The sequence below is a fragment of the Methanogenium organophilum genome, from assembly GCF_026684035.1.
GTDB lineage: Archaea > Halobacteriota > Methanomicrobia > Methanomicrobiales > Methanomicrobiaceae > Methanogenium > Methanogenium organophilum.
The window spans coordinates 2,021,579-2,037,888 of the sequence record NZ_CP113361.1 but is presented as its reverse complement, the minus strand read 5'-3'; the positions used below and the strand labels follow the sequence as shown (position 1 = coordinate 2,037,888).

Genomic DNA, 16,310 nt, shown 5'->3' with positions numbered 1-16,310 from the left:
TCAAACAAAAACAAAGGCGTGCTCATGCACTCCGTCCCAATATTTTTTTCCTCCGGCCAGAGAGAAGCCCCCTGCAGTTATGTCACCAGGGTCAAAGTACGAGAGCAAACCGGCAAAATCCTTTTCCGTCCCATCAATCACACTCACCGACCGAATTTCATATTCATCCAGAAGATCGGGGAGAATAATGAGGCGTTTTGCAGACAGTGAAAGGGAGTTCTGGACTTCAAGAATTCCAGAGAGTGCGCGCGAAGTACCTGAAAGTGAATGGAGACGGACACGTCTTCCGGGAAGCATTTCCCGTTCAAGAGCAGAGAACTGTTCACCGATGATGATGGTCCCATATACTCCGGCGTCACGAATCTCACGCATCAGAAGGCCATACATACGGCAGAGAGCACTCTCATATTCCTCCCTGTCAGAGTATATCCCATCGTCAATTTTCAGATGCAGAGGAGACGGCAGGACGGCCCAGACATTCCGGGAGATTGCAGACGCACGTGCAGCATCATCCCGAAGAGAATCAGGAGATGTCCAAGGCTCTTCGCGCAGAAACCCTGAACGTATTCCTCCAATTGATTCGCGCATCCGGTCTGCATAGAACATACCTCCATAGGCAAGACGGTCAAGCCCGATCTGATCCTGGAGTGAATGCTCCACCTTAAATGAGAGCAGATCGCATGATGCACCCTTCTGTCTACCCGCCCAGGCGGCAAGGACAGACAGATTTGGGTCAGGCTCTTCCCCGCCAAACGACCAGACCGGAAGATTTCTGCGTTTTTTCATTGATATTATGTATTTATACCATCAAATGCAAAAAAATTAGGCATGAGTGATTCACCCCTGTTGGTAACCTGCGGACTTCCGTACACCAATGGACAATGCCATATCGGACACCTGCGGACCTATGTCCCTGCGGACTTCTACGTCCGGTATCTCCGTCATATCGGAAAAGAGGTTGTCTTTATTTGTGGTTCGGACAATCACGGGACACCCATTGTCATCTCTGCAGACCAGAGCGGCAAGACCCCCCGTGAAATATCTGAAATCTACCACAACCACTTTGATCAGACATTTAAACGAATGAATGTCTTTTTTGACCGGTTTGGTATGACCGATGATCCTGCAAACCACCAGCGAACTAAAATAATTGTACAGTCACTCATCGATAACGGGCATGTCTACCAGAAAACGATCAGCCAGAGCTATTGCCCGAATTGTAAGATGTTTCTCCCGGACAGATATGTGGAGGGCATCTGCCCATACTGTGGTGCCCATGCGCGTGGAGATGAATGTGACCAGGGATGCGGGAAACACCTGGAGCCCGGTGAAATCACCGAACCCGTATGTAAGGTATGCAGAGGGAAAGCCGAACTGAGAGAACAAGACCATTATTTCTTTAAGCTGGGTGATTTCAGCGAATTCCTGCAGGAATATCTGCCCACTTTGAAAGGCACAACAAATGCACGAAATTACGCCATGGGGTGGCTTAAAGAAGGACTTCATGACTGGTGTATCACACGAACACTTGACTGGGGAGTAAAATTCCCAGGACATGATAATCTAGTTGTCTATGTCTGGGTTGACGCTCCTATCGGGTACATGGCATTCACTGAAGAGTGGGCCAAAGAGAACAATGGCAACTGGGAACAATTCTGGCGCGGCGACCAGCCGATTGTCCATTTTATTGGACAGGACATCATCTATCACCACTGCGTATTCTGGCCGGCAATTCTGAAGGGTGCAGGATATGCAACTCCTGACGCTGTAGTCGCAAGCGGCATGGTCAAAATTAATGACAAGACCTTCTCCAAGTCCAGAGGATATGTAATCTGGACAAATGATGATTATCTGGATCAGGGACTTCCCGCTGATTATCTCCGGTATTATCTGCTTGCCTATACGTCACATACCAAGGAACTCAACTTCTCTTGGGAAATATTTCAGGAACGAATCAATAACGAACTGGTGGACACACTCGGGAATTTCCTGTATCGCACGATGCATTTTGCCGCAAATAAACTGGGAGGCATTCCGGATGGCGAGGCAGACACTGAAATCTGCAAGAGAATTCAGCAGACACTGGATGCTGTCGGAGATGAGATGGAAAGGTATGAGTTCAAGAATGCAATCGATGAGATGATGGCACTCGCCTCATATGGCAACTCCTATATCCAGAACAATGCGCCATGGAAACTTATCAAAGAGGACCGCGAAGCTGCAGAAAAGGTGATCCTGAACTGTCTGCAGATTGCAAAGGCGTGTACCCTGCTCTTTGACGCACTTCTTCCGGAAGAATCCCAGAAAGGTTGGGAAATGCTGGGATACACCGACAGTATCACAAAACACAGTATTGCAGAAGCGACAGAAGGATTTGCACACAATAATCTTCCCAAACCTTCCATTCTATTTGCAAAAATCGAAGACGATACACGAAATACCCTTGACGATATCATGAAAAAACGAATTGAGGAAGCAGAAATGAGCGAAAATACAGATAATCAGATTACGGAAGTTCAGACAGACGAACGGATCACCATTGATGAATTTGCACGGGTTGAAATGAAGGTTGCAAAGATACTCTCAGCAGAAAAAATTGAGGGGTCAAAGAAGCTGCTCAAAATCCAGGTGACTCTTGGAGATGAGGAACGACAGATTGTCAGTGGTATTGCACAGTATTACACTCCTGAAGAACTGGCGGGGAAGTCCGTTGTCGTAGTGACTAACCTGAAGAAAGCAAAACTCTTTGGCGTGGAGAGCGATGGCATGATTCTTGCAGCGGGAGATAATGCATCGCTCCTGATTCCGAATGAAGATGTTCTCCCCGGAACAGAAATTCTTTAATATTTTTTCCCTGAAAAATCTCTATTCACACAGATACCATGTGATTGTGCGAGACATCTGATATTGCAGGTATTGTTTTGTTCACATTTTGTGATGTTTAGTAAACCGTTCCATCACTTGAACTACCTCTCCTCTTGGGGAAAGGAGGGCCCGGTTCATGCCGGCCGGGTGAGGGGGGTCGGAAATATGGATGATTATGTTGATATATTCCATTTTTCAACAGACACGCCAAATAATTTTAAAAATCGCCTTAATTTAGCAATAAACACATATTTACATCACAAATCCAGACATACACAGAAGCACGGAGTGAGCTGATCTCACCCTTACCCGACCAACACATCCTCTCAAAATCCCTAACAATAGCGACCCCATGGCAATTCGCAATTAATCATATTTTTGGCAAATAACGAGCATTATACCCGTATTTTTTCAACTGAACATTTCCAGCAAAAATACGCCCAATTTATACCCCGATTTCCTTAAAATGAGTCACGGAATGGAGGGAAGGAACCCCCCAATCTCTGACACAGAACCGTATCTCAGGACAACAAAGATTATCCGAAAATACATCACGATTCAATAATATACATCACATAAAAACAAAGAATACGGACCTGGAGGGATTCGAACCCCCGACGTCCGGGTTAGAAGCCCGGCGCTATATCCTGGCTAAGCCACAGATCCAACACATTCTGCGTTATTAGGTCGCTTTCAGGGATAATAAAATGAATGGATAGGAGATCATCCGGCACGGTAATGCGATGGCCGGAGTACTTCTGCAAACGTAGGTTCTCCCCATCTGGTGCCCTCTACTGACTTTGCTATAGCTCCATCCATATATCGCACCTGAATCCGCGCAGACATCCTCTCCCGTTCCTCATAGTGATAAGGAGCCGCATATTCAACCAGCCTCTTCATATTTATCGTAAGTGAGATCACCTGCACAATGATTCCACGATCTCCGCCAGTAAAATCATCCAGATCAACCGGTGTGAGCAACATAACGTCACCAGGTGATACTACCGTAAGAGAAATCAGATTATGTGCACTCTGAAGTTCCAGTGTCCGTGGCTTCCCCTTCTTCAGCTCTTCAATAACATGTGGTCCGATACCAGTGAGTGCAATACACTTAAGCGTACAGTTCATCATTATCACCCGTACATCGGAAGGTGTTCCTTTTTCACCGGTTGCTGTTCTGCCTGTTCAACCTGTTCAGCCATCTGCTGCAGAGAGGCTTCAATTTCCGTTGCCTGTTCAATCAGGGGATCAATACTTACACCAAATCCATACAGATCATTGAGAACAGTCATTACCGATGCAGCAGCCCGCGGGTCCGGTGCATTCACCGATTCTCCCATCAGCCCGATAGCCGTCACACCATTTACTTTACATTCTGTAAGAATCGTCCCCGCAATTCCTGTGATACTCCCCATCGGCAGAATTTCTGTTTTATCGTTAATCATTTCAAGACCTGTCTGATCGGTTGCAACCCCAAACACACGTTTTTCGACATCATTTGTCACTATCCCCGCCACAACCACGACTTCACGCACTGGAAACGCAGACAGCCATTCCAGAATGCCATTGCCAACTTCATAACAGATCATCGGATGAATGGGCACATCTGAAATTACCAGGACATACTCCCCTTTCTGGAAAATCCGCATCGGCGCATTGACAATTCCATCAACCATCATCGCAAGCGGCGGGAAATATTTGCTGGTAATGTTTCCAATATGTGTGAACTCCAGTTCATCGATCATATGAGCAAGTGCAATACTTCCAACAAGACCGCTGCCGGGGAATCCCAGTAATACAACAAGATTCTCCCCTTCAGGGTCGCTGGATTTTATTCGTATCTCCTCCATTATTATCACCGTCCTTGAAAAGTATGCAATGATTATGGGTAGACATGAATGGTAAAAAGGATTTCCGTAGAAACGAATATCACAGGATGATCCCGACATGTACAGGAACCAACACTCATAACATCTGACGTCTATACATCTGGGTATGCAGGAATATCCAATAAAGAGAGGATATACCAAAGAATTTGCCACTCGGATGGTAGACGGTCTGACTGAATTCTTTGAAGAGACAGCAGAAGAAATTGATGGGCACTACCGCATCGCCTATGGATCTTTTGCACGTCTTGAAGTATACACCGGTGAAAAAGGAAAAACACTGATTGTCGACTCTGACTCGGACATGTCCATATTTGATCGTCTCAGTGAAGAGGAGGCAAATGAGATGGTACTTGATACAAACAGACGCTTCCGCCAGTACCTGGAATTTGTTACCGGATATAACACAAAAGAGCGAAAAAAGAAGGCAGAACAAGCTGCCAAAAAAACAAAATAATTATTTCTATTTTACTACAATCGCGGGTTTGAATGGAAGTGCAGCCCGTGCCTTGGGATGAGAACTTTCCTCAGCATTGATAACGGAGACTGGTACACCAAATTCACGCTGCAGGAAGTCCCGTACTTCACTAAATACCGCAACCTCATCCATCTGTGTCTCAGCAATGGAAGATACCAGTTCAGGCGGGAACCGGTGTATCTGATTGGTGATCTGTTTTGCAGCGTCAGTAGCCTCTTTCCCACGGCTCCTCATATCCTCGTTCTTCATGATCTCACCCATCACCTTCTTCCTGTCAGAGGCAGAGGCAATAATTTGGAATAGATCCCATTTCCATTCCGGTGCCACGTAGAGAGTAATAGATTCTGTCTCAATCTGAATCAGACGCATAATGGATTCAATATCTTCCACCGTTCTTGAAAGAAGTTCCTCTGAGAGTTCAAGATTGGTGTCAATAAGTGAGGGATCTGGCTGTGGCCATGATGCAAATCCAACGGGTTCATCCGTCCCCACCGTTGTCCAGAGTGCCTCGCAGGTATATGGAATAAACGGTGCAAGCAACCGTACCCAAACCGGTGCAATGGTGTTTATAACCGTTGAAGTGCGGACACCCTCCGGAAGACGGCGGCGGTACCACTTCAGATCCGATTCTATACTGAAGTACGCCTCCTGCAGTGCCTGACGGGTCTGGAACGCTTCAAGGGCCTTAGTTGTCATCTCAATATGCTTCTGCATACGTGAAAGGACCCACGCATCGATATCATAGGCCTCCTTTGATTCAAGGCCTTCGGTGATTGTGTTCCAGAATCGCTCGATCTGTTTTCGAACAGAAGAAACCAGTTCGTTCCTCCAGTCAAAGTCCTGCCACGGTTCTGCGCTGCCGACCAAAAACATCCGAACGGTATCAGCACCAAATTCATCAAGAGCATCTTCAAGAAGAATCACATTTCCTTTTGAAGAAGACATCTTGGCCCCTTCCAAAAGACCCATCCCAAAGATAACCATACCCTGCGGACGCAGTTCGGGTGGGAAAAGCGCATCATGATGGAACATCTGGAACGTCAGATGGTTAGATATGAGATCTTTGGCAGAGAACCGGAAATCATAGGGATACCAGTAGAGGAACTCATTCCTCAGGTCATCCAGGGTCTCACGGGGAATACCCTGTGGATCTCCTATACCCAGGAAAATATAATCAAACACATCCGGCGTGAGCAGTTCGGGCTCGATTTCCCGGATTTTGTGGGAAATCGTATAGTATGACATATACATTGTCGAATCGGACAGGGGTTCAACCAGCCAGTCTTTATCCCACGGCAGTTTGGTACCAAGGCCGATTCTTCGTGTGCACGCCCAGTCATTGAGCCAGTCAATTGTGCGGGAAAATTCCGCCCTGACCTCAGGAGGTACCAGAGTAATGGACTCCAGGTCGTTGTGCACGTGCTCTTTCCATTCCGGATCACTATATTTCAGGAACCACTGGTCATGTAAAATCCTCACGTACACCCGGGTCCCACAACGGCAGACGACATCCCTGTTGTCAAATTCAAACATTACCGCAGAGCCATACCGCTCGAGCATAAGATCAGCAATCTCTTCTCGTGCTTCTTTTACCGGCTTTCCACCATATTTCGGAAGCATCCGACCTTTTGAATGTTCTGCATTATATACTTCCTGAGTAAGGACTTCCATCGCAGGATCATTCTGATCAGCAATACCAGACCGTTCGACAGCATCCTGGGCAGGGCATGTACCATATCCTTCAACAGCAATGAGGGGCACAGGAGTGATATCTGAATATTTCCCCTGTTTCTGAAGGTCACGAAGAGCAATATAGTCAAATGGTGCATGAGCAGGCACACTCATCACAATACCTGTTGCCATATCCGAGTCAACAAAGGTAGCTGGCAGGATCGGCACGTCTCCGCTTAGTGGATTCGTGACGGTCTGATCAACCAGCTCAGAACCTGATATTTCCCCTTCAACAATGACATCATGATCCTGCAGGCGTATCTTTTCTGTTGCTTCAGGAGACAGAATCCAGTTCTGACCGTCCACCCGGACTTTCTGGTACATGACATCGGGATTCACCCAGAGATTTGTCACGCCATACGTTGTCTCCGGCCTCAGCGTGGCACAGGGAATTGTGTAATCATTCCAGCTGAACATTACCAGAACATATTTGACAATTTCCGCTTTTTCCCCTTCCAGGAGGTCATGATCTCCAACCGGATTATCGCACCCCATACAGTATTTTACCGGATGGGCACCTCTCACAACCTTGTTTTCATCATACAGATGAAGATACTGCCATTCGATAAATTTAGAATACGTCGGGTCCACCGTTGTAAACCGGCGTCTCCAGTCGATGGAAAGACCACAACGGCTCATTACCCGTTCATATTCCTTACTGAAATGACGAACAATTGCCATCGGTTCAGTGAAGGTTTCTATTGTCTCCTGCGGTACCCGATACAGGTCTTTATAGAGTTTGATGGTCTTCTCATCATCTGCTGCAATCCTGCGTGAAATACCAATTACCGGAGTGCCGGTAACATGAAACGCCATCGGATAGAGCACCTGGCGCCCTTTCATTCTCCAGTAACGGCCGATAACATCCGGCACAATGTACGTTCTCCCATGTCCGACATGCATTGCCCCTGATGGATACGGGTATGCAACATTCAGATAGAATTTTTCATTCGTACACGGGTCAGATTCAAACTGTGACCGCCAGATTTCTTTATATTCTTGTTCAAAGTTTTTCAGATCAAATGTTTGCACTATATCGCCCCACTCTAAAGAAATGTAATCCCAAAAAATATTGTGTTCCCAAAATAATTTTAGTTTCCTACCGGTTTCAGGCGGATTGATTCACCATCCTGATACCGGCGGAGCATATCCTGAGCAATTCCACTGCTTTTTGCGATGCTAATTTCACCATTATCATTCACAGTAGCGGTAAAAAGATATTCTTTTCCACCGAACACATCGACGATCTTACCACTGTTTTGCGGCGACATCACCACGAGGTTCTTTTTGTCGACATTAAGTTCGATGGACTGCCCGTTTGCCCCAGCACCTTCACTCGAGGGTGTTCCGTTAAAAGAAGTTTCTTCTTTTGCCGTTTCAAACTCAGAAAGTGGTTTAATATCAATACCAATACTTAGTTTATTGACAATACCTGCAACATTTTTACCTCCTTTGCCTATCGCTGCAGGCACATCCCTGTCGTCAATATACACAACTGCCTTATTATCAGAAAGCATCTTCACTTCTACAGGCCCATCTGTAAAACGACCAATTTCCTGTTTTATTTCACGCTCTGCCAACTTCCACGCGAGGTTTTCCTCATCTGGAATTACTTCTTCCTTCTCCTCAGGAATTTCTTTTGGCATTTCTTTTACTGGAGCTGGCACTTCCTTTTTGGGAGGGGAAACCGGCGTTACTTCATGCACTCCGGCAGGGAGAACAATGACCTGCCCTTCATGACAGAAGACATCGCATACAACAGTCCCATCAGTACCATTTGATAGCCTGATTATCGGGCAACTCTTTGACACATCCTCCATCCCCGTTGGAATTCCAATTACCAGGCTAATATCATAAACGGATATATTCGAATCATCAACAAATATCAGCGTATCCACAGCATTTGCTACGGTGCTGAAATCAACCCGGTTAATGAACCGCTGTATTGCATCCCAGGGAGTACGGGAATGGACAACGCCAATTGTTCCAACCCCTGCAAGACGCATGTCCATGTATACCTGAAAATCTTCATCCACACGAATTCCATCAAATATCACATGATCCGGACGGATAAGAACAAGCACCTCTGCGGTTTTCTTCATACTTCCGTCAAGCGCAGAAAACTGTGTGACTGAATCAGGAACCTGAAGATCCCGTGGATTTTCAACAGTACAGACCTGCTGCCCTGACGTTAGGAAATATGAAGCAATTGCCTCAGCCAGTGTGGTTTTTCCAGAGCCAGGGGGACCTGCAATAAGAATACCGGATGATTTTCGGGCAAGACGTTCTTTTATTTCCGAAGACAGAGAGGACATATCATACTGCCCTCTGAGAACAGGCCTGAACGCAGTAATTTCCATACCATCAGAAAATGGCCTGCGGACAATTGATATTCTCATCGAACCGATCTGGACAATGGTTACTCCCTTGCGTTCAACCTCAACAAATCCATCCGGGTCGCGTTTGGCGCGTTCAAGGATCTCCTGTGCCATCTGACGGAGTTCATATTCCGAAAGTGGTGTTTCGCGAAGATGGACCATCTCTGAATGTTCTATTGTTCCTTTTCGTGCAAAAGGTTCAACCCGTTCCTTCAGATGGACAGAAATGGTTGTCTCATCAAAAAACTGGTCTATACCCAGGGGTGAAAATTCACCTACCTGTGGTTTCAGATAGAGAACATCCAACCCTTTCGCCTTTGCCACCTCTGCCTGAACAATATCGCTGGTAATAAACCGTACATCCTCATATTCCAGTGCCACATCGCGTATCAATGCATCTATTTCTCCACCACTAGCCAGCTTCACCTGTTCAAGACTGGGGCGTTTTCCGGTGTACTCTAATTCAATAATTCCTTCACCAGCCATATCTGAAAGTTGCTGAAGTTCTATTAATCCGCTGAATCCTATTTCACGTCCCTGGTTTGCCTGCGATTCAAGTTCAGCCACAACGGCTTCCGGTATTATTATTGTAGATCCATTATATTCTCCCTCCCGTATCATGGAGGTTATGCGCCCATCTATAACGACGCTTGTATCGGGTACTAATTTCATAAAAATATCACCAATCTAGTATGATGTCACTCATCCTTTTTATCATATACCTCATCCGGATCCACAAGCCTCCGCGCAATGACTGTACCGTCCAATTCACGGAAAAAGCATGTTTCATATCCGGTATGACAGGGCGCACCGGTCTGGTGCACGAGATATAACAGCGTGTCTCCATCACAGTCAACCCGTATATGTTCAATCTTCTGAAGGTGTCCGGATTCTTCACCCTTTTTCCAGATACGATCTCTGCTCCGCGAAAAATAATGCGCATACCCTGTGGACTGAGACAGAGAAAGAGCTTCAGCATTTGCATATGCAAGCATCAGAACACGCCCCGTCTCCATATCCTGTGCAATCACAGGAACAAGCCCGGATCTATTATATTTAATCTCCATTCATCAGACAACTCCGGATAGTGTCTGTATTAGTATTGTCATAATATCACCAATAAATATTGCAGAGAGAAAACCCGCACAGATAGGTATGATAAACGGAACACCATACGAGATCCATACTACACCAGCTTTCCGATATAATCTCATTTCTTCCGCATATTCCTCTGGGTTTCGTTTGAAATCCCGCGTATACAACCTCCGCTCCCCACGGATCATTCTGCGAATCGCCTCGGCAAACGAAAGGTACCGGCGTGTGACTCTACCATCCTCATCTTCAGTAAACTCCTCCATGACAAATCCAAATTCATCCTGAATAGTTTTTCCGTCAACGGGGAATCCTATAAACATATACCTGAGGGGGCCGCGGTTTCTCCGAAAGCAGTTCGTTGCAAAGATTCCCAAAGGAGTCACGAGATTGAGAAGAACAGCATTCATAATGACCGACAAGGGAAAATATGCAATGAACGGATAACCGACATACGGCTCAAAGGGGAAAAGGGGTATGCATGCGGTAATGAAGATCATGGCCCATGCATCCGCGCCTCCAAAAAGATGCAGATATGCAGAGGCAAAATAATAGAAAAAACAGAGCATTGCCGATAAGAGGAAAAGACCGGCTGCAAACCGAAAAGCATCACTGAATAATCCTGTATAGGTAAGTATTGCCATGGGAACTGCAACGAAAAGCATCGGATACCATGTTCTGAATGGAACCCTTCGCTCACGCAGGTCCAGGACCGATGCATACAGAAGGGTCAGACCTATGGCCACTGAAGAAAGAACAAGTGCCGGATATATCATAACTATATGTTGTTTCTCCATCCCTCCACTTAATGATCATGATAGAGATGATGCTGATTTGACAGATACTATTGAATATCAATATGCATATATGTGAGAAATCGAGTTGTTATTTATAATGGCCCCTGTTTTAAAAAATAGACCAATTAAACGTCAAATCAAACAATTAGACATATAAATAATACCCCAGTCATCCATCGGAAGGACTTTTAGTGATAAACCACACCATTTAATCATTACTGTCAAATCAGGAATGAAGAGGCTTTTATTCTTCTTTGTGTGTGGAGGGTTGATACATGATAGAAATCAGGGTTGATGAAGATGCCTGCGTCGGGTGTGGCCTATGCGTAAAAGACTGCCCAATGGAAGTACTTCAATTACAAAATGGTGTTTGTTATCCGGCACATCCGGAAAATTGTATGGGATGCCTATCATGCCATGAGATCTGCCCGGCCCAGGCCCTTGAACATAAGGGGGCAGTGCCGTCCAGAAGAATGTACATCAGCATGAAAGTATGCAACATGCTTCGAAAGGTGATCTAAGAGTGCCTGCTAGTTATATTGATGAAGCAAAGAAGCAGTTCCGAACGGATCTTGTTTTTAAAACGGAAGATGTACCGCTCCGGTGCGATCCTCCTGCTGCAGAGTTTGAGGTCACACTCCATGGCCTCATGCAGATGAATGGCTATATCATAAAATCCCTGGAAGAGATTGCAGGAAGGGGAGCAAATGCTGTAACCTACCGGGCAGGGAAAAAATTTGGCCACGAAGTTGCGAAGTATTTCGAGAAAAAGGAGGATGTTGAGGAAGCACTTCGTGAACTCTCGTACATTCTGCATGGACAATACTCCTTCGAACCATGGAAACCAGGCGATAAAGACGACTACATTGTCAAAGATGAGAGTGGGACATTCATTTATCTGGTATTTCATGATTGCATTGTCCGTCAGACACTGAGACGAATCGGTGAAGAGCAGGGAGGCCCGTTCTGCCAGACACTGTGTGGCTATGTTGTTGGCGCTGTCGAAGAAATCACCGGAAAGCGAGGAAAACTGGAGATTATTCATACCGGTCCCAACGCGTGTCTCAAAAAACTTATTCTGAAATAATGGAGGACACTGATGAAAATTGCAATAGAAGAACTGGCCGGATGTTCCGGCTGTACAATTGCTGTTCTTGACCTCCATGAAACAATTCTGGATCTGGTTGAAGAAGCAGACATCGTATATTCCCCGGTAATAATGGATGTGAAAGAACCTCCTGAAGATATTGACATTGCATTTGTGACAGGGGCAGTGCGTAACGAGGAAAACCAGGAGCGGCTGAAAAAAATCCGGAAAAATTCCCGGGTTCTGGTAGCTCTCGGTACCTGCGCGTGTTATGGAGGAATATCAGGGCTGTCCATGATGAGCGGAAGAGAAGATCTCTTCAAAATGATATATACCGGAGTTGATACCGTCAAAGAAGACGGCAAAATTCCCCACGATGTGCCGGAATTCCTGTACCGTGTCTTTGCTGTAGGAGACATGGTAAAAATTGATTATTATATTCCCGGATGTCCTCCAAAAGAGGCACGACTGAGAGAAATTATCCTTCCTTTGATTAAGGGGGATACCATACGTCTGTCACGCAAGTCTGTCTGCTCGGAATGCGACCGCAAAATGGGTGAAGTAAAGGACTGGTCACTAAAACGCCGCCATGTAGGAATTCCAGACAGAAACACATGCCTTCTTGGACAAGGATATCTCTGTCTTGGTCCGGTGACATTCTGTGGATGTAATGCAGCATGTCCCAAGAATAATGTTCCCTGTCACGGGTGCAACGGACCATCTCTGGATATACTCAGGGAACCCTGCCGGGACATATATAATCTAATGGTCAGGAGAATCGCTGATCTAACAGATATTCCATCAAAAGAGATTGAAAAAGAGCTCTATGATGTTGGACACATCATGTATGCGTTTACGATGGGAAGCGAAGTAATGGAAGATAAAGAGATATCAAAAATCCGTGAAGTAATCTCCCAGGAGGGGAACAGATGACCAGGATAAATATTAGTCCGGTCACCCGTATTGAAGGTCATGCAGAAGTGCGCATCGATCTTGATGAGAGTGGAGGTGTTGAAACCGCACATTTCAATGTTGTTGAACTTCGAGGATTTGAGAAATTCATGATTGGTGCAGCAGTTGAGGAAGCACCAAGAATTACTCCACGAATCTGTGGAATCTGCCCGACTTCCCATCATGTGGCTTCCGCAATGGCATGCGATCAGATCTATGGTGCACAAATCCCGGACACAGCAAAATATCTTCGTGAACTTCTGATGCATGGTCAATATGTACACTCACATTCCCTGCACTTTTTTATGCTCGCCGCACCGGACTTTCTCATTGGACATGATGTACCCCCGGAAGAAAGAAATATTCTTGGCCTGGTTAAAAAAGAACCGGAAATTGCAAAAAATGCCATTCGGGTTCGAAAGTTTGGTCAGCGGCTGACAGAGGCCATTGGGGGAAAACCCATTCATCCGTCATCAGCCATTCCGGGTGGCATGTCACATCCCATTACAGAAAACCAGAGAAAGGAACTGCTTGAAATGGCAGAAGAGGCAAGGAAGATAGCAGAGGAATGCTGGATTCTTGCACGTGATATTCTGGATAAAACAGATCTATCATTTGGAGCTGTTGACACAGCATTCATGGGTTCAACAGAAAATGGCAGATACTCTGTGTCTGGTGGAAGAACAAAGGTAATTGACGCGGGCGGATCTCCGATAACCTCATTCTCCGGAGAGGAATATCTAAACAATATCGAAGAATATTCTGAAGACTGGTCGTACCTCAAATTTTCCCGTCTGAAAGATGGACAGTATTATCGTGTTGGTCCTCTCGCCCGTCTTAATATTGTTGATTCTATGGGGACGCCTGCAGCAGATGCCGCCCTTGATGAGTACAGGGATAAATTCGGCCGGTATGTACAGACAACTCTCGCATACAATCCTGCACGATATATTGAATTCCTGGCATCATGCGAACGTGCGGTACAAATTCTCAGCGAACCATCAATTACATCAAATGATGTACGTGCAGAAGTCGGGAGTGTGGTAAATACCCGAGGTGTTGGAATCATTGAGGCCCCGCGTGGAACGCTGATACACGATTACACAGTAAATGAAGAGGGATTTTTGGAAAACTGTAATCTCATTGTTGCAACCTGCCAGAATAACTGGGCGATGGACAGGGGCGTTGAAAATGTTGCACGAAAAATTGTTTCCAACGGAAACATCTCAGAGAGCGGCAAAAATCAGATTGAGATGGTAATTCGCGCGTATGATCCCTGTATATCATGTGCCACCCATGCAATCGGCAGAATGCCACTCAAATGGAACATCGTGCCAAAAAGAAAGGGTTTTAATTCAACAAAACCGTAAACAGGATTAGGTGTTGGAGATGCTTAAATCAATATTGATGGAATTTCTCAGACTTGATGGGATTACAGCGTCAGTGGTAATCGGAAGGGACGGATTTGTCATAGAAAGTGCAGAAAAAGGGAATATCGATACGGAGGCGCTCGGTGCAATGGCTTCTACCGGAATGGGAACATCTGAAGCCATGGGCGCCGAACTTGGTCAGGGAGAGATGATCCAGATGCTTGTGGAATGTGAAAACGGACCAATCCTCCTTTCACCGCTCTCTGATGATGAACTCATTGCAATAGTTGCTGAAAAAGATGTAAACATTGGAAGAATTCGGTATGAACTAAAGAAAAACCGTGAACGCATTACTGCAGCACTGTGATAGATATGCTTCCGGAAGGCAGGGGGGTTGCAAATCTCAAAGGTCCATATAAAGAACTGATTGAGTTCACCGGAGAGATTATTGCCGGAGTTTCAGCACGCGGACCAAATGGAGAAGGGTATCTTCTCATCGAGAAAGGGACTCCTGCGGTTGCCCAATACAATGAAAATGGGACAGATCTCAGAGGAAATGATGCAATCATTTTCTTTAGGGAACAGCCACATTTAGAATATACAGTATCATCCTATACCGAATCTGAACTGAGAACAGTGATAACTCATTCAATACGGAACAAATGGCTTGTTGATTATGCATCTCTTCCGGATGAAGATGAGACTGCACTTTCAGAAGATGAGAAGCTTGACCGAATACTCCGGCAGCCCGGAGTGATTGCAGTCTCATCATTTTATGAAGGTTTTCCTGTTAATTCACGGGGAAATGGGGATTTCGAACATGTTGCAGCAATCGCTGAAGATCTCCTCCGTGCAGGTGCGAAGATATCAGATGATCTTGAAATTGGACTGCTTGAACAGATAATTCTTGAAACGCCAGAGGGAAAATGCATTCTTGCACCATTTGGAGATCTCTTCCTTGTTGTACTTACGTCAACAGGAGCTAATCTGGGACTGATCCGTCTTGCAATAAAAGGGGTGCAGTAACTGTGTTATAATCATAGTATAGGGGATGTGAGAGGAGATGAATATAGAAAACGACATATTCAAAGTGGTTGAGGATGCTCAGTATGCCGGCGAGTTTGAATCTGAAGATCTTATTCGAAAAATGCAGCCATCCGGACGATCCGGGCTTGCAGTTTCTATTGGGGGAGATGAACAATTTTTATTAATATTTATTGATGGCACTGTTGAAGGAGCCGCCCTTTTGGGAAAAGAGGGAAATCTCTATGGAGATAAAGCAATCTATCTCTGTGACAACAATTTAAAATTCAAAATCTATCTTACCGGTAAATCCATTGCAGAATCTGTGGCTGCCGGTTGCAGAATATATGACAAGGGGCATATTCAAAGCAGCCATCTGGAAGAAATCCCGGAAATTGGTGAACAGAAAAAAGGAAGGGGGTCCATCAGACTCCGGATCACTTCCGGAGGTGAGCCGCTTGCCGGAGCAAGAGTCTCCATGAGAAAAGGCAGACAGCTTCTTCTGAGCGAAGTCAGCGGACCGGATGGGATTGTGGGATTTAAACTCGTTCATGGAGTGTATGACTGCATAATTGTAGACAGAACCGGGGATGTTCACAAATACCGTATTGAGTTTAATGATGAACTGATTGATACAGTAATTGAAATTTGA

General features: G+C 45.6%; 16 protein-coding genes and 1 tRNA gene. 9 read left to right on the top strand and 8 right to left on the bottom strand.

The window, feature by feature from the left end:
* A complete protein-coding gene (locus OU421_RS10025) occupies positions 1-786 on the bottom strand; it encodes a hypothetical protein (protein ID WP_268185959.1) in 786 nt (261 codons plus the stop codon).
* Between the two features lie 42 nt (positions 787-828).
* Between OU421_RS10025 and metG the strand changes: the two genes are divergently transcribed.
* Entirely contained in the window at positions 829-2,844 is a 2,016-nt protein-coding gene (gene metG, locus OU421_RS10020; protein ID WP_268185958.1) for a methionine--tRNA ligase, read from the top strand.
* A gap of 612 nt (positions 2,845-3,456) precedes the next feature.
* Here the strand turns inward: metG and OU421_RS10015 are convergent.
* The 3 genes from OU421_RS10015 to OU421_RS10005 all read right to left on the bottom strand — a co-directional run bounded on the left by OU421_RS10015 (position 3,457) and on the right by OU421_RS10005 (position 4,715).
* A tRNA-Arg gene (locus tag OU421_RS10015) sits at positions 3,457-3,531 on the bottom strand.
* A 57-nt stretch (positions 3,532-3,588) separates the two neighbouring features.
* Positions 3,589-3,996 carry a DUF473 domain-containing protein gene (locus OU421_RS10010; RefSeq protein ID WP_268185957.1) on the bottom strand — a complete coding sequence of 136 codons (408 nt, stop codon included), beginning with the start codon at positions 3,994-3,996 and terminating at the stop codon, positions 3,589-3,591.
* A gap of 2 nt (positions 3,997-3,998) precedes the next feature.
* Complete coding sequence (locus OU421_RS10005) at positions 3,999-4,715, bottom strand: proteasome assembly chaperone family protein (protein ID WP_268185956.1); 717 nt, start codon at positions 4,713-4,715, stop codon at positions 3,999-4,001.
* A 145-nt stretch (positions 4,716-4,860) separates the two neighbouring features.
* Here OU421_RS10005 and OU421_RS10000 point away from each other — a divergent pair, with 145 nt between their 5' ends.
* Positions 4,861-5,208, top strand: coding sequence for a DUF5611 family protein (locus OU421_RS10000; RefSeq protein WP_268185955.1), 348 nt, complete (start codon positions 4,861-4,863; stop codon positions 5,206-5,208).
* A gap of 6 nt (positions 5,209-5,214) precedes the next feature.
* Here OU421_RS10000 and leuS read toward each other — a convergent pair whose 3' ends face one another.
* From leuS to OU421_RS09980, 4 genes are read right to left on the bottom strand one after another with little or no spacing between them, the layout of a single operon-like run.
* On the bottom strand, positions 5,215-7,992 hold the full coding sequence (gene leuS / locus OU421_RS09995) for a leucine--tRNA ligase (RefSeq protein ID WP_268185954.1): 2,778 nt from the start codon (positions 7,990-7,992) through the stop codon (positions 5,215-5,217).
* A gap of 59 nt (positions 7,993-8,051) precedes the next feature.
* The gene (locus OU421_RS09990) at positions 8,052-10,010 is read right to left on the bottom strand and encodes a PINc/VapC family ATPase (RefSeq protein WP_268185953.1); all 1,959 of its coding nucleotides are present in this window, start codon (positions 10,008-10,010) and stop codon (positions 8,052-8,054) included.
* A gap of 26 nt (positions 10,011-10,036) precedes the next feature.
* Positions 10,037-10,405 (bottom strand): phosphoribosyl-AMP cyclohydrolase, encoded by a 369-nt coding sequence (gene hisI / locus OU421_RS09985; protein WP_268185952.1) that lies wholly within the window; start codon positions 10,403-10,405, stop codon positions 10,037-10,039.
* A 3-nt stretch (positions 10,406-10,408) separates the two neighbouring features.
* Entirely contained in the window at positions 10,409-11,206 is a 798-nt protein-coding gene (locus OU421_RS09980; protein ID WP_268185951.1) for an A24 family peptidase C-terminal domain-containing protein, read from the bottom strand.
* A 296-nt stretch (positions 11,207-11,502) separates the two neighbouring features.
* Between OU421_RS09980 and OU421_RS09975 the strand changes: the two genes are divergently transcribed.
* From OU421_RS09975 to OU421_RS09945, 7 genes are read left to right on the top strand one after another with little or no spacing between them, the layout of a single operon-like run.
* The gene (locus tag OU421_RS09975; protein ID WP_268185950.1) at positions 11,503-11,748 is read left to right on the top strand and encodes a 4Fe-4S dicluster domain-containing protein; all 246 of its coding nucleotides are present in this window, start codon (positions 11,503-11,505) and stop codon (positions 11,746-11,748) included.
* A gap of 2 nt (positions 11,749-11,750) precedes the next feature.
* The gene (locus OU421_RS09970) at positions 11,751-12,314 is read left to right on the top strand and encodes a hydrocarbon binding protein (contains V4R domain) (protein WP_268185949.1); all 564 of its coding nucleotides are present in this window, start codon (positions 11,751-11,753) and stop codon (positions 12,312-12,314) included.
* A gap of 12 nt (positions 12,315-12,326) precedes the next feature.
* Positions 12,327-13,247 carry an NADH-quinone oxidoreductase subunit B family protein gene (locus OU421_RS09965; RefSeq protein ID WP_268185948.1) on the top strand — a complete coding sequence of 307 codons (921 nt, stop codon included), beginning with the start codon at positions 12,327-12,329 and terminating at the stop codon, positions 13,245-13,247.
* A complete protein-coding gene (locus OU421_RS09960) occupies positions 13,244-14,635 on the top strand; it encodes a Ni/Fe hydrogenase subunit alpha (RefSeq protein WP_268185947.1) in 1,392 nt (463 codons plus the stop codon). The genes OU421_RS09965 and OU421_RS09960 overlap by 4 nt, the downstream gene beginning before the upstream one ends.
* Positions 14,636-14,654: 19 nt before the next feature.
* The gene (locus tag OU421_RS09955; RefSeq protein ID WP_326493496.1) at positions 14,655-15,002 is read left to right on the top strand and encodes a roadblock/LC7 domain-containing protein; all 348 of its coding nucleotides are present in this window, start codon (positions 14,655-14,657) and stop codon (positions 15,000-15,002) included.
* Between the two features lie 5 nt (positions 15,003-15,007).
* Positions 15,008-15,661 (top strand): roadblock/LC7 domain-containing protein, encoded by a 654-nt coding sequence (locus OU421_RS09950; RefSeq protein WP_268185945.1) that lies wholly within the window; start codon positions 15,008-15,010, stop codon positions 15,659-15,661.
* Between the two features lie 37 nt (positions 15,662-15,698).
* Positions 15,699-16,310 carry a hypothetical protein gene (locus tag OU421_RS09945; RefSeq protein WP_268185944.1) on the top strand — a complete coding sequence of 204 codons (612 nt, stop codon included), beginning with the start codon at positions 15,699-15,701 and terminating at the stop codon, positions 16,308-16,310.